Source organism: Thermosynechococcus sp. HN-54, from assembly GCF_023650955.1.
GTDB lineage: Bacteria > Cyanobacteriota > Cyanobacteriia > Thermosynechococcales > Thermosynechococcaceae > Thermosynechococcus.
Window position 1 is genome coordinate 2,211,043 of the sequence record NZ_CP098039.1, and the last position, 19,431, is coordinate 2,230,473.

At 52.3% G+C, this 19,431-nt stretch carries 17 protein-coding genes; 12 read left to right on the forward strand and 5 right to left on the reverse strand.

Annotated elements, in window-relative coordinates; translation table 11 throughout:
• Positions 1 to 134: 134 nt before the first annotated feature.
• A complete protein-coding gene (gene cobN / locus NBE99_RS10760) occupies positions 135 to 3,812 on the forward strand; it encodes a cobaltochelatase subunit CobN (protein ID WP_250682066.1) in 3,678 nt (1,225 codons plus the stop codon).
• Positions 3,813 to 3,822: 10 nt separating this feature from the next.
• Here the strand turns inward: cobN and NBE99_RS10765 are convergent, their stop codons facing one another.
• Positions 3,823 to 4,431, reverse strand: coding sequence for a biotin transporter BioY (locus tag NBE99_RS10765; protein ID WP_250682067.1), 609 nt, complete (start codon positions 4,429 to 4,431; stop codon positions 3,823 to 3,825).
• Positions 4,432 to 4,439: 8 nt separating this feature from the next.
• Positions 4,440 to 4,814 (reverse strand): FHA domain-containing protein, encoded by a 375-nt coding sequence (locus NBE99_RS10770; RefSeq protein WP_250682068.1) that lies wholly within the window; start codon positions 4,812 to 4,814, stop codon positions 4,440 to 4,442.
• A 360-nt stretch (positions 4,815 to 5,174) separates the two neighbouring features.
• Between NBE99_RS10770 and NBE99_RS10775 the strand changes: the two genes are divergently transcribed.
• From NBE99_RS10775 to NBE99_RS10810, 8 genes are all read left to right on the forward strand, one after another.
• Positions 5,175 to 6,506, forward strand: coding sequence for an HlyD family secretion protein (locus tag NBE99_RS10775; RefSeq protein ID WP_250682069.1), 1,332 nt, complete (start codon positions 5,175 to 5,177; stop codon positions 6,504 to 6,506).
• Between the two features lie 163 nt (positions 6,507 to 6,669).
• Positions 6,670 to 8,505, forward strand: a complete 1,836-nt coding sequence (locus NBE99_RS10780) for an NAD(P)H-quinone oxidoreductase subunit F (protein ID WP_250682070.1) — start codon at positions 6,670 to 6,672, stop codon at positions 8,503 to 8,505.
• Between the two features lie 27 nt (positions 8,506 to 8,532).
• Positions 8,533 to 10,008, forward strand: coding sequence for an NADH-quinone oxidoreductase subunit M (locus tag NBE99_RS10785; protein ID WP_250682071.1), 1,476 nt, complete (start codon positions 8,533 to 8,535; stop codon positions 10,006 to 10,008).
• 16 nt (positions 10,009 to 10,024) lie between these two features.
• Complete coding sequence (locus tag NBE99_RS10790) at positions 10,025 to 11,338, forward strand: CO2 hydration protein (protein ID WP_250682072.1); 1,314 nt, start codon at positions 10,025 to 10,027, stop codon at positions 11,336 to 11,338.
• A gap of 94 nt (positions 11,339 to 11,432) precedes the next feature.
• Entirely contained in the window at positions 11,433 to 11,696 is a 264-nt protein-coding gene (gene grxC / locus NBE99_RS10795) for a glutaredoxin 3 (protein ID WP_250682073.1), read from the forward strand.
• Between the two features lie 5 nt (positions 11,697 to 11,701).
• Positions 11,702 to 12,658: a glutathione synthase gene (gene gshB, locus NBE99_RS10800; protein WP_250683721.1), complete on the forward strand. Its 957-nt coding sequence runs from the start codon at positions 11,702 to 11,704 to the stop codon at positions 12,656 to 12,658.
• A 73-nt stretch (positions 12,659 to 12,731) separates the two neighbouring features.
• Positions 12,732 to 13,751: a DNA methyltransferase gene (locus NBE99_RS10805; protein WP_315897264.1), complete on the forward strand. Its 1,020-nt coding sequence runs from the start codon at positions 12,732 to 12,734 to the stop codon at positions 13,749 to 13,751.
• 6 nt (positions 13,752 to 13,757) lie between these two features.
• Entirely contained in the window at positions 13,758 to 14,423 is a 666-nt protein-coding gene (locus tag NBE99_RS10810; protein ID WP_250682075.1) for a hypothetical protein, read from the forward strand.
• Between the two features lie 88 nt (positions 14,424 to 14,511).
• Here NBE99_RS10810 and NBE99_RS10815 read toward each other — a convergent pair whose 3' ends face one another.
• On the reverse strand, positions 14,512 to 14,757 hold the full coding sequence (locus tag NBE99_RS10815) for a hypothetical protein (protein WP_250682076.1): 246 nt from the start codon (positions 14,755 to 14,757) through the stop codon (positions 14,512 to 14,514).
• A 180-nt stretch (positions 14,758 to 14,937) separates the two neighbouring features.
• The gene (locus NBE99_RS13360; protein WP_315897265.1) at positions 14,938 to 15,225 is read right to left on the reverse strand and encodes a helix-turn-helix domain-containing protein; all 288 of its coding nucleotides are present in this window, start codon (positions 15,223 to 15,225) and stop codon (positions 14,938 to 14,940) included.
• On the opposite strand from NBE99_RS13360, the gene NBE99_RS10820 reads away from it, so the two are divergent.
• Positions 15,184 to 15,330, forward strand: coding sequence for a hypothetical protein (locus NBE99_RS10820; protein WP_250682077.1), 147 nt, complete (start codon positions 15,184 to 15,186; stop codon positions 15,328 to 15,330). The genes NBE99_RS13360 and NBE99_RS10820 overlap by 42 nt on opposite strands.
• Positions 15,331 to 15,378: 48 nt before the next feature.
• On the opposite strand, the gene tyrS is transcribed toward NBE99_RS10820, so the two are convergent.
• Positions 15,379 to 16,605: a tyrosine--tRNA ligase gene (gene tyrS, locus NBE99_RS10825; RefSeq protein WP_250683722.1), complete on the reverse strand. Its 1,227-nt coding sequence runs from the start codon at positions 16,603 to 16,605 to the stop codon at positions 15,379 to 15,381.
• 175 nt (positions 16,606 to 16,780) lie between these two features.
• On the opposite strand from tyrS, the gene NBE99_RS10830 reads away from it, so the two are divergent.
• Positions 16,781 to 18,712 carry a transglycosylase domain-containing protein gene (locus NBE99_RS10830; protein ID WP_250682078.1) on the forward strand — a complete coding sequence of 644 codons (1,932 nt, stop codon included), beginning with the start codon at positions 16,781 to 16,783 and terminating at the stop codon, positions 18,710 to 18,712.
• A 195-nt stretch (positions 18,713 to 18,907) separates the two neighbouring features.
• The gene (locus tag NBE99_RS10835; protein ID WP_181494752.1) at positions 18,908 to 19,429 is read left to right on the forward strand and encodes a transcriptional repressor; all 522 of its coding nucleotides are present in this window, start codon (positions 18,908 to 18,910) and stop codon (positions 19,427 to 19,429) included.
• Positions 19,430 to 19,431: the final 2 nt, after the last annotated feature.

Sequence of the window (19,431 nt, forward strand, 5' to 3'; positions counted from 1 at the left end):
CGTTTCATCGCACCCAATGGCTTTACCCTGTTGAAAGCAATCGCAGTCGGTTGTTTCCATTATTGTCAGTTGTATCGGTTCACAGCGAAGGATAGGAAAAGCCCACGGGTTTCTTTAATAATCTCGACCAGAAGATGCATCGAATCCTTACATTAAGTAATCCGACTGTTGCCACAGATAACGAAAATGTTGCATTTCTACAGCAAAGCAGTGCCCCTATTGTTATCTTAACGGCAGCCGATACAGACATTGCCCTTCTAGCTCAAGCGTACAGTCAACTGCCCAAGGACTTTCCAGATCTACGACTAGCAAACCTGCTTCATTTACAAGCGGCAGCAGCCATTGATGACTATGGCGATCGCGTCCTAGCCAAGGCCGATGTTGTTGTGATTCGCCTCTTGGGGGGACGGGGCTATTGGAGCTATGGCCTCGAGGTGGCGCAGCAAATGGTCAACGATCGCAGGGGGCAGTTGATCTTGCTGCCGGGGGACGATCGCCCCGATCTAGAACTCATGAGTTTGTCTAGTTGGCCGCTGCCACAGGTGAATCGCCTCTGGCAATACTTCTGCGAGGGAGGACAGGAAAATATTCAGCGTGCCCTAGAGTTCATTGGCCACTACGGTTGCAGTTGGGGTCAAGCCCCGCCACCCCCCCAAAGGATTCCCCGCTGGGGCACCTATCCCATTCAAGGGAACGTAGCCACCGATTGGCCGCAGGTGGGAATTCTCTTTTACCGTGCCCATTACTTGGCGGGCAATACTGCGGTCATTGATGCCCTCGCTCAGGCCTTGATGCAGCGGCAGCTGGCACCTGTCCCCGTGTTTGTCTCCTCGCTGCAAGACCCGGAAATTCAACGGGAACTGCTGGCGGCATGGCAGGGTAGGGTGGAACTGATTCTCAATACCACGGGGTTCGCGATCGCCAAGCCCAACGAGGTCAATTTTTGGCAGCAGTTGGATGTCCCAGTTTTACAAGTGATTCTCAGCAGTAGCACCTACGGAACTTGGCAAGAACATCCCCAAGGGCTGACGCCCCGCGACCTTGCCATGCACGTGGTTTTGCCGGAGGTAGATGGGCGCATCATTACCCGTGCGGTGTCCTTTAAGGCGGTGGCGCAAATTCAACCCGACGTGGAAACAACGGTGACCACCTACGCCGCGGCGGGCGATCGCCTGCACTGGGTCAGCGATCTAGCAGCCAACTGGCTGAAACTCCGCCGCAAAGCCCCCCATGAGCGCCGCATCGCCCTGATTTTGGCCAATTACCCCTGCCGCGATGGTCGCCTTGCCAATGGCGTCGGTCTCGATACCCCCACCAGTACCGTGGAACTGCTCAAGGCACTTCAGGCGGCTGGCTATAATCTGGGTACTGAGCCTCTGCCCAAGGATGGCGATGCCCTGATTCAGCACCTCAGCCGCTACCGCACCAATGATCCCGAAGGCAATCAGTGGCGGCTGCCCCGCTACACCCTCCCCCTTGAGGCCTACCAGCGCTATGTTCAGGAATTGCCAAAGGCAGTACAGGAGGCGATTAACCAACGCTGGCGATCGCCCACCACCGATCTACCCATTGCCGGTGACTGTTGGGGCAATATTTTTGTTGGCGTTCAACCCAGTCGGGGCTACGATCGCGACCCCAGTTTGAACTATCATGCTCCCGATTTGGAACCCACCCCAGAGTATCTCGCCTTTTACTTTTGGCTACGCCATATCTTTGGGGCGGATGCCATTGTCCATGTGGGCAAGCACGGCAATCTAGAATGGCTCCCCGGCAAAGGGATTGCCCTCAGTGCCACCTGTTTCCCCGAAGTTGCCCTTGGCTCTGTGCCCCACTTTTACCCTTTTATTGTCAATGACCCTGGCGAAGGTGCCCAAGCGAAACGCCGTGCCCAAGCCGTGATTTTGGATCACCTGACACCGCCCCTCACCCGTGCTGAGCTGTACGGCGGCCTAGAGACCCTTAGCCACTACATTGAGGAATACTACGCTGCTGAGCAGTTCGATCGCCCTCGCTTGAGTGTGCTGCGGCAGCAGATTGAAACCCTCGTCAAAGAACTGGATCTGGATCAAGAAATTGGTGCGCCGAATCCTGAGGAAACCTGGACGGCGTGGCTGGCGCGCACCGATGGCTACCTCTGCGATCTGCGGGATGCCCAGATTCGTGATGGCCTGCACATTCTTGGCCAATGCCCCCAAGGACAGCAACTGCGAGATCTGATGGTGGCGATCGCCCGCACTCCCAGTTGCCAACACATAGGTCTCACTCGTGCCTTAGCAAAGGATCAAGGGGTTGATTTAGACCCCCTGACCGCTAACCCAACCGATCCGAGTCCTGTACGCGGATATCGTTCCGTTGGCGAGTGGCAAAACGCTCTTGAGGAAGCCGCAGCAAAACTGGTGGAGGGTTTACTGAAGGGCACCCCCGATCTCCCCTGTGGGTCTGCCACGCGGCAGGTACTGCATTGGATGCGTACGGTGCTCTACCCTGCCCTGCAACAGACGCGCCAAGAAATTGACCACTTTCTCCATGGCTTAAATGGCGGCTATGTCCCCAGTGGGGCTGCCGGTGCTCCCAGTCGCGGTCGTCCTGATGTCTTACCCACCGGTCGGAATTTCTATGGGGTGGATTTGCGTGCGGTGCCTACGGAGGCTGCTTGGGCATTGGCAGAGCGATCGGCGGCAGCACTCATTGAACGCTATTGTCAAGAGCAGGGAGAATTTCCCCGTACCCTGGGTCTCTCGGTATGGGGCACCGCGACGATGCGCACGGGGGGCGATGATATTGCCCAAGCCCTTGCCCTCTTAGGCGTGCGACCTGTCTGGGAGGGCGCTTCACGACGGGTCGTGGATCTGGAGGTAATTCCCCTGTCACTGTTGGGACGACCACGTGTGGATGTGATGCTGCGGATTTCTGGCTTTTTCCGCGATGCCTTTCCCAACCTGATTGCTCTTTTTGATGAAGCGGTACAGCGGGTGAGCCAGTTGGATGAACCCGCCGATCAAAATCCGTTGGCTGCCCAAGTGGCTAAAGAAACGGCCTATTGGCAACAGCAGGGTCTCTCCTTGAAACAAGCTCAACAACGGGCACGCTTTCGCATCTTTGGTTCCAAACCCGGTGCCTACGGCGCTGGGCTGCAAGGACTCATCGAAGCGCAAAACTGGCATGGGGATGCGGATCTCGCCCGTGCCTACATCCACTGGAGTAGCTATGCCTACACCGGGGAAGCCCACAGTCACAATGCTGCCGAAGCCCTAGAGCAGCGGCTGAGTCAACTGCAAGTGGTGCTGCAAAATCAAGACAACCGTGAGCATGACCTGTTGGACTCCGATGATTATTACCAGTTTCAGGGGGGCTTGACCGTTGCCGTGCGATCGCGATCGGGGCAGCAGCCCACGGTTTACTTTGGTGATCACTCCCGACCAGAGCAGCCGAAAATTCGCACGCTCCAAGAGGAACTGCTGCGAGTCTATCGCTCCCGCGTGATTAATCCCAAATGGCTAGCAGGGATACAGCGCCATGGCTACAAAGGTGCTTTTGAAATGGCCGCCACAGTGGATTATCTCTTTGGCTATGCCGCCACGGCTCGCTGTGTACCCGACTATGTGTTTACGGGCATCGCTCAGACCTATTTGCTCGATGCGCAAATGCAAGCTTTTGTTGCCCAGCATAACCCTTGGGCCCTGCGGGACATGGCCGAGCGGCTCCTCGAAGCAGCCCAACGTCAATTGTGGCAAGCAGCTGATCCGCAGATCTTAGACCGCCTGCAGGCGATCGCCCTTGAGGCCGAAGGTTTAATTGAAGGCAAGTTTTAAGGGTTTAGATTTAATACAGCAAAATCAGGCGCAGCACCCGCGCCACCGCTGCCACCAAGCAGACAATCACCAACTGCCCCGGCAAGGCAAAAAGCGAATACTGCTCTAGTAGCTCCACCAAAGGTTGACTCAACTGCCCTGCAAGAGCCAGACCACCGAGGTAGAAAGCACCGCAGACATGAATGAGCACCAGTCCCGCTAGGCCACTCAAGGCCAGCCATTCTAAACTCACTTGCTTGTGGGGGCGAAAGGCCAGCCAACCACAGACCCAAGCCCCCGGCACAAAACCCAACAGGTAACCAAATGTCGGTTCACGCCAATAGTCCAGACCCCCGCCTTGGGAAAAAACCTGAAACCCGCTGAGACCCAGAATCAAATAGGCCACCTGTGAGAGAACTGCGGCTTGCCGTCCCCCCATACAGCCGACCAAGAGAACCGCTGCTACTTGGTAGGACACGGGTAAGGAGTACACTGGAACCGCTGCCCATGAACTCGGTAAAACAAATTGCCCCTCCTCATTGAGGAGGTTGGGGATGGCGATCGCCGCCTCCATAAAGGTTCCGGCCACGGTTAGGAGGAGTCCTAAAATCGCCCACAGAAATTCATCGAGGGGTGACACGTTGGTTCTCAAGAGCGCTGCAACACATTCGGCGTGACTGATGGGGTCGGACTGGTATAGCGAAACGTGAGATCCGTATCCCCCATCATAATAATGTCCCCATGGTGTAGCACTCGCTCCTCCGACAGGGGTGTACCGTTAATTAATGTGCCATTGCGACTATTGTTGTCACGGATCAGGTACACTAGGGCGTTGCCCCGCGGGCGTAGTTCAATGGTTGCCTGGTGCCGTGAAATAAACGGGTCATGGATAATAATGTCACAGTCACTAGCACGACCAATTTTCCAGAAAGCTTTGCCTGCGAGGTGATATTTACCGATCACCGTGCCTTGGGAGCGGACAATCAGCCATGCTTGCTTGTCAGTGTCTGAGAACTGAGTCATTAGAGAGATATGGGCAATGGTTTAGATAACTAATGCATCGGGGCAGGAAATTACAATCTGTCCATCTCTATCTTAGTAAAGTTAAAAAATTTTTCATGGTGATGAGCGAACACAAAGCAAAATTTCAGGGTATCTACGGATAACTTCCCTCACTACTTATGGTTTGATTAGACTATAGATAGTTTTCAATCAATTGTTATCTGTACTGATCAGGAATTGCTCAGGATAAGCAACGAGTAAAGCCCTGTTTTCAGGTAGTAAAACTTTAGTGTTTTGGTTGAGTTCCCTGTTTTCAAAAATTAATTTACCGCTGATTACTAATGTCTGATACTGTTAGTTACTTACATTCTAGGACTGGCCGTGAAAAACAACTTTCAGCATCCCCAAAATATCACAGTCATTCATGAGCACACCAGTAACCCAATCTCCCCTTTTACCCAGCAACTGAAGCTGCGGCGATCGCTCCTTGCCAATCTGTTAGTACTCGCAGCTGGGTGTGGCATCCTTGCCTTTGCGGGAATCTTTCTCTATCGGCATTTAACAACCGTTCGCAGTCGTGACGCAGTCATTAATGGCGTCATTGTGAACGTACGTACCCCTGAAGAAGGAACCCTAGAGGAACTCAAGGCACGGGTGGGCGAGTTTATCGAACCCACAGACGCTCCCTTAGCCCTCCTAAAAAATGACTACCTTAGTCAGGGCAATCTCAAGGAAGTTGAAAAATGGCTGGAACGGCGGCGCGGCGAACTAGAAGCGGCTCAGGCAAAACTGGCTCAGTTGCAGGGACTCCTTGCTTCTGCCCAAGGGGATAACCGCAATCAACAACTCCTTGAGGTGGAACAAACCCATCGCCAAGTGGCGGCTGCCCAAGCGGAATTGGGGGCTGCTAGAGCAAATCTGGCTGATGCCAAGGCACGCTATCAATTAGCAAAAATTAACTACGGCCGCTTTAGTCAGTTGGCGCAGCAGGGAGCCGTTCCCCAAGCCCAAGCAGATGCTGCCCTGACGGAATTACAGCAGAGCCAAGCCCAAGTGGCTGCTCGCCAACGGGAAATGGAGGCTGCGGCTCGCAAGGTAGAGGCTCTTCAGGCCGATGCTCGCGCTGCTGAATTGGGACTGACCCTGCGCAACACCCGCAGCAACTATGACCCCCGCCTACGACTTCAAGAGTTACAAATTCAGATTGGGGAACAGCAAGCAATTGTCCAAGGGCTGAAACGAGAAATCGCAGCTCAACAACAACAGGTTGCCCAAGCCCAGCGCGAGGTTGCTCAGCGAAAAGTGGTGAAGGTGAAAGCTCCCCTTGCCGGCTATGTTTGGCGAGTGGATGCGCGGCCGGGGATGTTTCTCGGTAAAGGAGATCAGATTTTGCAGTTGCTAGATTGTCAGCGGCGTTGGATCGATGTGTTTGTGGATGAACAATCGCTGCGGCTAATCCATCCGGGCACTCGGGCAAAAATTGAACTCTATGGGGGCAAAGGAAAAGTGCTTCAGGGCACAGTCACCAACATTCGCTCTGGCTTGGGTCGCCTCAATCCAGGGGATGATCAGGTGATCCCAATTCCTGAAAACTATCCGCGTCAAAGTCAAGTGCGTGTCGAGCTAGATCTAGATTCTGAACACGATTGGGGTGAAGGTAACTTTTGCTATGTGGGCTACACGGCACGGGTGACCTTTCAGATTAGCCCCTAGGCTTTTATACCTATCCTAAAGGATGCTCAATCCTTCATAGTTGCCTTTTATCTAGGCAATAAGGGATATTGATGCAACTTTATTCTTGACCCTGTGAAGTGCAGTACCGTTCATAGATAAGATTAAATCTAATTAGTCTTGTCCATAGGCATAAGCGGGGTTTATGTTGCAATCATTTGCGGACACAGTATGGCTCGTTCCCCTCTACTCGCTGGCGGGAATGGTGCTGTCCTTGATTTGGTCACCGGGGATTACTCGGAAAACCGGACCTCGTCCAGCGGGCTATTTGAATATCTTGCTCACGTTTTTCTCCTTTGTTCATGCACTGTTGGCCACGGTAGCGATCGCCAACCAACCGCCGCAGTATTTACATTGGACGTGGCTGGATGTGGCGGGTCTGCACTTTGACATTCCCGTCGAGATTTCGATTTTGACCACCACCGCCCTCATGCTGATCACGGGCTTGAACCTCATGGCTCAGGTTTTTGCCATCGGCTACATGGAGATGGATTGGGGCTGGGCGCGGTTCTATGCCCTGTTGGCGCTCTTTGAAGGGGGGATGGCAGCGCTTGTGCTCCTTGACTCCCTCTTCTTTAACTACGTTGTCCTAGAAATTCTCACCCTTGCCACCTATTTGCTCATTGGCCTTTGGTTTAACCAGCCTTTGGTGGTGACTGGTGCCCGCGATGCCTTCCTCACCAAGCGGGTGGGAGACTTGGTGCTCCTGATGGGGGTGTTGGGGATTTATCCCCTTGCTGGCTCTTGGAACTACGACGATTTAGCGGCTTGGGCAGCTACGGCTCAGGTGAATCCCACGCTGATTACGCTGATTTGTCTGGCTTTGATTGCAGGACCAATGGGGAAATGTGCCCAGTTTCCGCTGCACCTGTGGTTGGATGAAGCGATGGAAGGCCCGATTCCCGCTTCGATTCTCCGGAATGCCATTGTTGTGGCTACGGGGGCGTGGGTACTGGTGAAGCTAACGCCCGTCCTGACTCTTTCGCCTGTGGCTCTGACGGCTCTGCTGGTGATTGGCAGTGTCACCGCCTTGGGGGGAACTCTGATTGCCATTGCCCAAGTGGATATTAAGCGTGCTCTGTCCTATTTGGTTAGCGCCTATATGGGCTGGGTATTTATTGCTGTCGGTCTTAAGGAGCCGGGCTTAGCCTTTGTCTTTATCCTTACCTATGGAGTGGCAATGGCACTGTTAATGATGAGTATTGGTGCCATTATCTGGAATAGCATTACTCAAGATTTGCGCCTGCTAGGTGGGCTGTGGTCACGGCGCCCCATTTCTGGCATCTCGTTCCTCGTTGGTTCAGCAGGACTACTGGCCTTGCCTCCCTTGGCGGGCTTTTTGCCCCAGGCGGAATTGCTGGATACCGCCTTTGCCCGACTGCCTTGGGTCGGGGTTGTGCTGCTGCTGGTAAATACGTTTGCTGCCTTTAGTCTAGGTCGCACGTTCTGTCTGATTTGGGGCGGTGAAGTCAAACCGATGACGGCGCGATCGCCCGAGGTCTTTTGGCCGATGATTTTGCCGATGACCGTTGATCTGGGGCTGGTGCTGCACTTGCCTATTCTCATGTGGCGCTTTGATTGGGTGATTTGGACCCATCCTTCGTTGACCACCGCCGTTGCCCTGACCGTAACTGCTCTTTTAGGCTGGGGTGCAGCCGCATGGGTCTATCTCGGCAAAGCAATTCCCAAACCGGTGCAGTTTCCCCTACCGTCGGTACAGGATCTGCTGGCCTACGATTTCTATACGCCGAAGCTCTACAGGGCCACAGTGGTGGGAGCAGTGGATATGATTTCCCGCATTACCGCTTGGTTTGATCGCACGTTTGTGGATGGCACTGGTAATGCCTTTGGCGTGGTGACGCTCCTAGGGGGCGATCGCCTGAAGTACAGTACAACAGGTCAATCCCAAGCTTATATCCTCACCATCTTGATGGGGGTCGCCATTCTGGTGATTGCCATTTGTTGGCCACTGCTGGCTTAGTGCTCCATTCCTTGAGGTTCTTGCCCTATGCTGACGCTGTTAATTGTTTTGCCCGTTATCGGTGCGCTGCTGATGCCGCTGCTCCCGGAGCGATCGCTGCGTTCGGTTGCTTTGGTTAGCGCCGGTGTCACCTTTGCCCTGTCCCTCTGGATGCTGACGCAGTTTGATGTCCAGCAGACCGCACTCCAATTTAGGGAATTTGTGCCGTGGCTGTCGCCCTTGGGATTGAACTATTCCCTTGGTGTGGATGGGTTGTCCCTACCGCTGATTGTCTTGGGGACGTTCTTGACCCTTGTGGTCGTGTTCACAGGTGAAAAAAGTGCCCATCGCCTCTTTTATGCCCTTGTCCTCCTCGCCAATGCAGGGGTTACCGGTGCTCTGGCCGCCCAAAATCTGCTCCTGTTCGTTCTTTTCTACGAACTTGAGTTGGTTCCCTTTTACCTGTTGATTTTGATCTGGGGTGGGCAACGCCGCGAACAGGCCGCCATTAAGTTCCTCATCTATACCGCAGTTTCGGGCATTCTTGTCCTTGCTGCCTTTTTGGGGATGGGCTGGCTCACCCATGCTCCTAGCTTTGATTATCAAGATATTCAGATTGGCGGATTGGCACCCACGACCCAAGGCATTCTGCTGTTGCTGTTGATCTTGGGCTTTGGCATCAAAATGCCCTTGGTGCCCCTCCACAGTTGGTTGCCCGATGCCTATGTGGAAGCTTCAACCCCGACAGCGATTCTCCTTGGGGGGGTACTGGCGAAGCTGGGGACCTATGGCTTGGTGCGTTTTGCCCTAGGCTATTTTCCAGAGGCTTGGGGGCAGTTTTCTAGCCTCTTTGCGATCATGGCGGCGGTGGGGATTACCTATGGTGCCCTTGCAGCCATTGCCCAAAAGGATATTAAACGGATGGTGGCCTACAGTTCGATTGGCCACATGAGCTATGTCCTGCTAGCGGCAGCAGCCCATACCCACCTCAGCATGGTGGGGGCGATCGCCCAAATGATTAGCCACGGCTTGATTCTGGCGCTGCTGTTCTATTTAGTGGGTGTCATTGAAGCCAAAGTGGGCACCCGTGAACTGAATGTGCTCAATGGTTTGCTCAATCCGCTGCGCGGTCTACCCACGACCAGTGCCCTCTTGATCTTGGGCGGCATGGCCAGTGCCGGTATCCCCGGACTGGTGGGCTTTGTGGCTGAATTTCTCATCTTCCAAGGCAGCTACGGCACGTTCCCAATTCCCACCCTGATTGCGGTTGTTGGGACTGGTTTGACAGCCGTTTACTTTGTGATTTTGATTAATCGCACCTGTTTTGGCCGCCTTGACAATGCGACGGCCTACTACCCCCGAGTGGTTTGGTCAGAAAAAATGCCCGCGATTGTCCTGACCCTGTTGATTCTATTCTTGGGCGTGCAGCCCACGTGGCTGGTGCGTTGGAGTGAAACCACTAGTGCCCAGATTGTTGCGGCAATACCGAGTGCAACTGAAATTGTGGCCAGTTTACCCCAATAGTTAGGAGAGTATCCCAATGGTTCAAGCGATCGAGCGCCCCAGTTCGGCAAAACTGCCCCCGCTGGATCACCCCCTAGCCGATATTATTTACCGCCTCGAGGCGGGGGGGGCCCTCATTCCCGACACGCCAGTGAACCTGATGAAGATCATCGGCATGTACAAAGCCTATTCGATTCCGATGGACTTCTACTGGCGGGATTTGCTCTACCTCGGCGAGCGGGTCTTTATTAATCCCTTCCCCTTTTTCAAATATTTCCCGACCAAGGAATACTTTGATCTGCCCAACCACTACGCCGGCGATACAGCGGATCTGCGGATTTGGCGCGGTCCCGCCCATGCCCACCCCGAACTGATGGCCTTCATCGAGAAAGGGGAAATCGGGAAGATGCCTCGCCTGCTGCACCACCTTTGGCACGATCGCATCAATATGGAGTTTTCCGAAGATTTGGCGCGAGCCATGATGTGGCACCGCATGGGGGGTGAGCTAGACATTTACCTTGACTCTGAGGAGTACAAAGCCGCCGCCGATAAGGCCATTCGCGCCTACTTCAAACGCAACCCGCTGATGCTCGGGCTATACAAGCTCTTTCCCGACCTCTTCTTGGAGCAGGCTCGCCAAGCCACGTACATGAACGTGCTGGGGCTATTTTGGGAAGTGATGGCACCCGTCTTCTTTGAGATTAGCGATCGCTACGACGAGGGCAGCATTACCAGCGTCAAGGATGCCATGAACTTCTTGGTCAATGGGATTTTTGCGATCGCCGGTCGCCCCATTTACCACCATGTCTATATTGATGACGAGGTGCATGTCCTTGTGCCCAAGGAAAAGGGCTTTATGTGGCTCTATGAAGCGGCCTTCCCCTATGTGGAAGCGGTCTTTTACCGCACGGCGCCCTTCCGCGGCACCAAGTCCTACAATGCCCAAGCCAATCAGGTGCCTACTGATCAGGTGGACTTCCACTATGGCATCCTCTTTGCGGATAAATTCCCTGTGGGGACGGCGGGGATTCCACCCACGTTGCTCCACCAAGACATGTATCACTTCCTTCCCCAATACCTGAAGGATTACTTCCACCAGCACTGTCGCGGTGAGGATGATATTTTGGTGCAGTTGGGGATTGCCTTCCAGCACTCTATGTACACGGTGACCTCTGCCGTTTTGCAAGCAACCCGTGCCGCCTTCTACTATCCTTTGGATGATCCGAATCCCGAGCACCTAATGGCAAACCGCCGCTTCTTTGTGGCGCAGATGGATCGCTTTATTCGACCCCAGTACGGGATTGCTGAAGCCTGCAAGATCCGCAATGTTCAAGATCCCAATTACTTATAGGGAGTTGTAGGACGCAAGGGGAAGGGAGTGCGTCTCTTCCCCCTTTTTGCTAGGCTGGAACCAAAGTGAATTTTTGTAACGAGGTGTCATCGCTGTGGCCAACGTCGAAATCTATACGTGGTCTCGTTGTCCTTTTTGTATTCGGGCAAAGCAATTGCTGACGCGCAAAGGGGTGAAATTTACCGAGTACGTCATTGATGGCGACGAAGCTGCCCGTGCAGCAATGGCTCAACGTGCCCATGGCCGGCGATCGCTCCCGCAAATCTTTATTAACAACGAACACATTGGTGGCTGCGATGATCTCTATGCCCTAGAGGCACAAGGAAAACTGGACGCCCTGTTGCAAGCGGCAGCTTAATGACGGTGGATATTGCCTTTATTATTGACCCGATCGCCAGCCTTGACCCTGGCCACGATACCAGTGTGGCCTTGATGGAAGCAGCGCAAGCGGCAGGCGCACAGGTGTGGGTAACGGAAATTTCCCAACTGCTGATCCGCGAAGGTCAAGTATGGGCGGCAGTTACCCCGATTCAGTTATCGCCCGTGCAACTAGTGGCTGGCCAGTGGCAGATTCCCCAACCTTGGTTTCAGACGGGCGCAGTCGAATGGCGACCCCTCAATACTTTTCGAGCGGTGTGGATGCGCAAAGATCCCCCCGTGAATACTGCTTACCTCTACGCCACGTACTGTCTCGATTTAGTTGATCCACAAACCACCCTTGTCCTCAACTCCCCAGCGGGGTTACGCCATGCCAATGAAAAGATGTATGCCCTGCAATTTCCGAGTGTCATTCCCCAAACCATTGTGACAGGGGATAAGCAGCGCATTCGTGAATTTGTGCAGCAGCAGGGCATGGCGGTGCTCAAGCCCTTAGGGGGCAAAGCGGGGGAAGGGATTCTCTTTTTGCAGGCGGGCGATCGCAACCTCAATTCAATGATTGAAATTAGTACCCAACGCGGACAACTCCCCGTGATGGTGCAGGAGTATCTACCCGCGGCCAAGGAGGGGGACAAACGGATCATTCTCCTCAATGGGGAACCCATTGGTGCTGTGAATCGGATTCCCACAGGGGATGAATTTCGCGGCAATATGGCCACGGGGGGACGGGTGGCCGCCGTCGAAATTACAGAGCGCGATCGCCAGATTTGTCAAACCTTAGCCCCTGCCCTGCAGCGTGATGGTCTCTACTTTGTGGGGATTGATGTCATTGGTGGCTATTTAACGGAGGTGAATGTGACCAGCCCCACCGGTGTTCGCGAGATCGATCGCCTCAATGGTACTTGCCTTGGTCAACAGGTGATGGCTTGGCTATTAGGTTAACATTGAGTCATGCTTAACCACTCAAGGGATGTGATCCAAGCCAGTAATCAAATTTTTATTTTTATAAAGCAATATGGTTCACAGCAAAGAACGTGCCCCTAGAAATAGAACAATTACGTTGACCGAACAAGAACAAGCAAAGTATCGACAGCGACTCCTACGATTGAGTCATCCTGTAAGTTTACCAGAAATCATTAACCGCACAATTAACCAAGATATATTTGAAGCAGTTAAATTTTTGCCAAGCCAATTTGTTGACCTTCTCTTTATTGATCCGCCCTATAATTTGAATAAAGTTTTTAACTCGATTAGCTTTAAGAAAAAGACTTTAGACAATTACACCAACTGGCTAGATGCTTGCTTATCTGCTCTTGAAAAGATACTAAAGCCAACTGCTTCCATTTACATTTGCTCTGATTGGGAATCCTCAATTGCTGTATTTGCGGTTATTAAAGATCGTTTTCAAATCCGCAACCGAATTACATGGGAGCGCGAGAAAGGACGTGGGGCAAGCAAGAATTGGAAAAATGCCTCTGAAGATATATGGTTCTGTACGGTTTCTAACGACTACACATTTAATGTTGATGCTGTTAAGTTAAAGCGCAAAGTCATTGCTCCTTACAGGGTGAATGGAAGTCCAAAGGACTGGCAAGTTACCGAAGAAGGCAACTATCGCCTGACGCATCCTTCTAACCTGTGGACAGACCTAACTGTACCCTTTTGGTCAATGCCAGAGAATACAGACCATCCTACCCAGAAACCGGAAAAGCTACTTGCCAAGGTGATTTTAGCGAGCTCTAATCCCGGAGATGTGATCTTTGATCCCTTCCTTGGTTCAGGAACAACCTCTGTTGTTGCCAAGAAGTTGTGTCGGCGTTTTTTGGGCGTTGAGCTAGATGAAATCTACGCTTGCATTGCTGAGAAGCGTCTTGAAATGGCTGACTTAGACTCTTCCATCCAAGGCTATGCAGATGGTGTGTTTTGGGAAAGAAACACATTGAATGAACAAGAACGTTCAACTCAGAAAAAACAGCACTGTGAAAATGGTCAGCCACCTCATCAGCAGGAGCTTTTTTCACTAGGAGAGATATAAGTATCGATGAAAAGAAGACATATTTTCTATAGCGATCAGATCAGCCAGATTGAAGACAACATTAAACAACTCTTGAACTCACAGGAAAACTTTTTATCTGATGTAACAGTGAATAGTCCAAGAGCGGTTGGCGATGCTATTCAGGAAATTCTGGCAAATCATCTACAAGATGTTCTTGGGGAAGATGTGTGCAAAAACTATTCAGCACAGTTTGCCCGCAGAGCAATGGCTGACTTAGCCTTTGAGGATGATCAGGAATTTTACTATGTTATTGATGTAAAAACTCATAGACTAAGCACAAAGTTTAATATGCCCAACTTAACTTCTGTAGAACGGCTGGCTCGTTTCTATGAATCAGATGAAAATGTTTTTGCAATTTTGATGATTGCATATGAAGCTCAAGGAACTCGCGTAGAGGTTGAGAGTGTCAACTTTTTGCCAATAGAGTTCTTAGGTTGGGACTGTTTAACAATTGGTGCTTTGGGTTGGGGGCAAATTCAGATTGCGAACTCTAATGCCATAACAATTAACCGTGGCTACTCGCGTAAGCAGTGGATGCTTGAGTTGTGTGATGCATTGGCTGAATTCTATCCCCGTGAAATGAGCAAGATTGAGGAGCGGTTGAAATACTTTACAAAGGTTCGGCAGCTTTGGCTTGATCATAGCGATTAAAGCTCTTGCCATCATAAACTCCGCAAGGGTACTGCAACTATAGAGATTAAGCATCATAAACCAAGCTGCAACACAGGGCGATCGCATGCTAGAAAAATAAGCCAATCCTTCGCCGATAAAACTTCGGAGGAGAGACTTCTTCTCCTTGAGCGCTCACCAAGAAACTGTTCAACCCCAAGTCAATGCCAGTGGCGCTTTTGATCTCGGATTTATCCTTGGGAACAGGCGTAGGTACAGTCTTGTCTTCTAGCGTGACACACACATAGCAGCCATCCGCTTTCTGGACGACAGTACAGGTTTTGGGCGTAAATCCCTCTGGCAAAGTGATGGTCATCTCGCCTATCTTGCTCAGCTTGATGGTCTGTCCCGTGATGTGCACACCCGTTTTTGGACAGTTGACTCTTGGGAACGTGAATGAGCGGAGTTCCCCTGCTTTCTTAAACTTGAGTGTGCCACCCCGTTTGCCAGTGGCATCAGGAAATAGCCAACGCTGTCATGCCTTCTCTAACCTGAGTCAGTTCTGTTGTTGTACCTCATGATAAATCTCCTTGTATTCAGGAAATAATTCTTTCGTCTGTTTCAGTTGTGCCAATTGAGAATAGTAGTTTGGACATTCAGGAATCTCACCAATGGGTTGAGAGACCAAAGAGCATCGGTCAATGAAGCAGCGAGTGCGATGTAACCAATCGAGTCTTTGTCGCCAGCAGGAGTTCCAGTGTCGCCGCCGCGGCTCTAGCCACTTTAAGAGTAGGGCTTCTTGGTGGTTGTTCGGTTGGATGCGGTACTCGTAGGTGAGAACCATGCTGTCGATTATCGTCTGCGTCTCAAGGACAGAACTGCAATTCCCCGTACCCCTAAGCTACGCTATCGTGGCAGTACCCTTGAGAAGTTTATGATGGAACCATGACTCCCTCGCTCGCCCCCTTGCCAGTGCCTGAGTATCCGTTTAACCTGCCTAGGGCACAAAGCGCAGGAATTTTTTCTTGCCCACTTGCAGTACTTGGTTGACATAGGGTTCGGGTGCGGTGAGGGTAAAGTCCACATCGGTAATTTTTTCACTGTTGAGGCGAACGCCACCCCCTTGGATTTGCCGCCGTGCTTCGCTGCTACTAGGGCAGAGCTTGGTGTGACTGAGTACATAGGTCAGCTTCACAGGAAACTGAAACTCCCCCAGAGAATACTCTGGAATCGATCCCGCCTGTGCTGTTTGCCCTTGGGTGACGATCGCGGCTAGTTCTGCTTGGGTTTGTAGGGCGAGATCGCGCCCATGGTATTGACTCACGACTTCTAGGGCCAAGGCCTTCTGGCGATCGCGGGGATGGGTGGGCAAACTATCGAGGGGCAAATCCGTGAGCAACTCAATGTATTGGTTCACCAAGGCATCGGGAATTTTTTCGAGCTTGGAGTACATACTGGCTGCCGACTCCGTAAGCGCCACATAGTTGCCAAGGGACTTGGACATTTTCTGTACTCCATCGGTGCCCACTAGAATCGGCATCAGCAGGCCAAACTGCACCGTTGGCAAGCGAAAGTGACGCTGTAAATCGCGACCGACAGCAATATTAAACTTTTGATCCGTCCCTCCCAACTCGACATCTGCCGCTACCGCCACTGAATCATAGCCCTGCATCAGTGGATAGAGAAACTCATGGAGAAAAATGGGTGTTTCCTTAGCGTAGCGTTCGGCAAACCCCTCCTTGGCTAGCATTTGGCCGACAGTCATCGTTCCGAGTAGCTCAAGGATTTTCCGCAAGTCCAGTTTGGCGAGCCACTCCGAGTTGTAGCGAATTTCTAAGCGGCCGGGGGTCTCAAAATCCAAAATGGGCTTCACCTGCTCAAGGTAGGTTTGCACATTGGCTGCCACCTCCTCAGGGGTAAGTTGTTTGCGCACTTCCGACTTCCCTGTGGGATCGCCAATTTGAGCCGTAAAGTCACCAATAATCAGCACGGCACAGTGCCCCGCATCCTGAAACTGCCGCAGTTTGCGCAGGACAATGCTATGACCGAGGTGAATTTCACTGCCCGTAGGGTCAATGCCAAACTTAATTCGCAGCGGGCGCTCCGTTTGCCGCAAATAGACCCAGAGATTTTCTTCGGGTTTGGTGGAATCAGGGACATGGGGAAACGTTTCGACAACGCCGCGCTGCAGCCGTGCAATTGTGGCTTCAAGGTCTGAAGACATCACTTGATTGGGGATTGGATTAGGCATTGGATTTGGGCAAGGACATTTTCTGGTCTAGGATGGCTATGATAGCAATCAATTGCGATCGCGCGGCAATTTTGCCATCCCCTACTTTTATCCCAATAAAAAAATCATATACGAAGCAAAAAATAACTGGCGTGAGGCAGCGACTGTCGTGTCCACCACTACCCTTGGCAAACACCCCTCCCAAACCCGCCCCCAAGATGAAAACTTCTGGCGTGGGGTACTGCGAATTGCTAACCGCACCTTCCTTGTGGGGATGACCTTTGGCTGTGCGGCTATCGGGGGGGGACTGCTGGGCTTGGCGATTAGCTTTCGGAATCTGCCCGATGTGCGATCGCTGCGGGGCTACATTCCCAGTGAAACAACGCACATTTATGATGCCAAGGGCACCCTCCTCGTGAGCCTTCACGATGAAGAAAACCGTGAAGTCGTTCCCCTCAACGAAATTTCGCCCAATCTGAAGCTGGCTGTGATGGCGATCGAAGACAGTAGTTTTTACCAGCATCGAGGGATTAACCCCATTGGCATTTCCCGCGCTTTGATGGTGAACCTTGCCTCAGGGCGAACGGTTCAAGGGGGTTCCACGCTGACAATGCAATTGGTGAAGAATTTATTTCTCTCCCAAGATCGCTCCCTTAGCCGCAAAATTGCTGAAGCCGTGTTGGCCATGCGCCTAGAGCAGATCTTCAGCAAAGATGAAATTTTGGAGATGTACCTCAATCAGGTCTATTGGGGACACAACACCTACGGCGTACAGACAGCGGCTCAGAGCTACTTCAAGAAAAATGCCGCAGATCTCAGCCTTGCCGAAGCGGCAATGATGGCCGGCATTATCCAAGCCCCAGAGGCCTACAGCCCCTTTGTGGATTTTCGCTTGGCCAAGGAACGACAGCAATTGGTCTTGGATCGGCTGGTGGAGTTGGGTTGGATTACCCCCCAAGAGGCTGCTGCCGCTGCTCAAGAACCCATCAAACTGGGGGAAATTACCTCGTTTCAGCGCAGCCGTAGTCCCTGGATTACGGATGCTGTGTTGCAGGAGTTGACCCGCCAATTTGGTCGTGAAGCGGTCATCCGTGGGGGAATGCGGGTACAAAGTAGTCTTGATGTCAAGGTGCAAGCAATGGCCGAAGAGGCAATCCAGCGCGGCTATCAAACCCTACGGGGCAGTGGTGTGCGTGCCGATCAGTTGGCCTTGGCGGCGGTGGATCCACGAACGCACTATGTCAAAGCCCTTGTCGGCGGTGTGGACTACAACCGCAGTCAGTTTAATCGCGCCACCCAAGCGATGCGGCAGCCGGGGTCTGCCTTTAAGCCCTTTATCTTTTATGCTGCCTATGCCAGTGGCAAATACACGCCCGATTCTGGAATTAGCGACTCACCCGTCAGGTATCGTGATGGCGATGGTTGGTATGTGCCACGGAATTACGATGGCTCCTTTATGGGTGGGATGTCGATGCGCATGGCGTTGGCCATGTCCCGCAATATTCCCGCGATTGTTCTTGGCCAAGAGGTGGGCATTGAGCGGGTCATTGAAGTTTGCCGTACCCTTGGCATTACCAGTCCAATGTTGCCGGTGGTTTCTCTGCCCTTAGGCGCTGTGGATCTGACGCCCTTGGAAATGGCAGCTGCCTACGCCACATTTGCCAACAATGGCTGGCAATCCCCAACCACGACGATTATTCAAGTCACCGATAACAACGGCCATTTGCTCTTGGATCACACACCGCGTCCTAAACTCGTGCTTGACCCTTGGGCCGCTGCCGCTATAAACAATACGATGCAGAGTGTGATCACCAGTGGGACAGGGACAGGAGCTAACATTGGCCGACCCGCTGCCGGGAAAACAGGCACCACCTCTTCTGAGCGGGACATTTGGTTTGTCGGTTATGTCCCTCAACTCTCAGCCGCCGTTTGGGCAGGGAATGACAACTATGCGCCCTTAGGACAGGGGGCAACGGGGGGTGGCTTCATGGCACCCATTTGGCGGGATTTCATGAGTCAGGCGCTCAAGGATGTGCCCGTCGAAGACTTTACTCCAATGTCGAAGTTCCAGCGACCCAAGCCGCAACGGCAAACAAATTAAAAATTGGTTTTTGAACTTGGTTCTGCGCCATTGAACCCATTGATGATTGCTTGGATTGTGCTTGGGCGTTGCAACTAATTTGCAGAAAGTTCAGTAAAACTATTGTAATTATTCTCAATAAGTTGCGGTTGTTGCAAATGACACTTGTTGTCGGCTATCATGCAAACCAATATCGGCAGATCAAGCGAATCTCCTATGCCACTTTATACAGCAGCAGCCTTGAAGGCAGAACTGAATGAGAAGGGTTGGCGGTTGACGCCACAGCGAGAAACCATTCTCAATATTTTCCAGAATCTGCCTAAAGGCAATCACCTGAGCGCTGAAGACCTGCACCATGAGTTGCGCAAACAGGGGCACTCCATTAGTTTATCCACTGTGTATCGCACTGTGAAGTTGATGTCGCGGATGGGTATTCTGCGGGAGTTGGAACTTGCCGAGGGACACAAGCACTACGAACTCAATACGATGTCTCCGCATCACCATCACCACATGGTGTGTGTGCAATGCAACCGCACGACCGAGTTTGATAATGACTCTATTCTCAAGCAGGCCTTGAAGCAAACGGAGAAGTATGGTCTGCAACTGATTGATTGCCAACTGACGATCTATACCATTTGTCCAGAGGCGTTGCGGCGTGGCTACCCCGGCTTGCCGGAAAACTGGGTCTGTAGTAGCGCGATCGCCCACGGCACAGAACCCCCCTCGCGGGGTAAATAAGG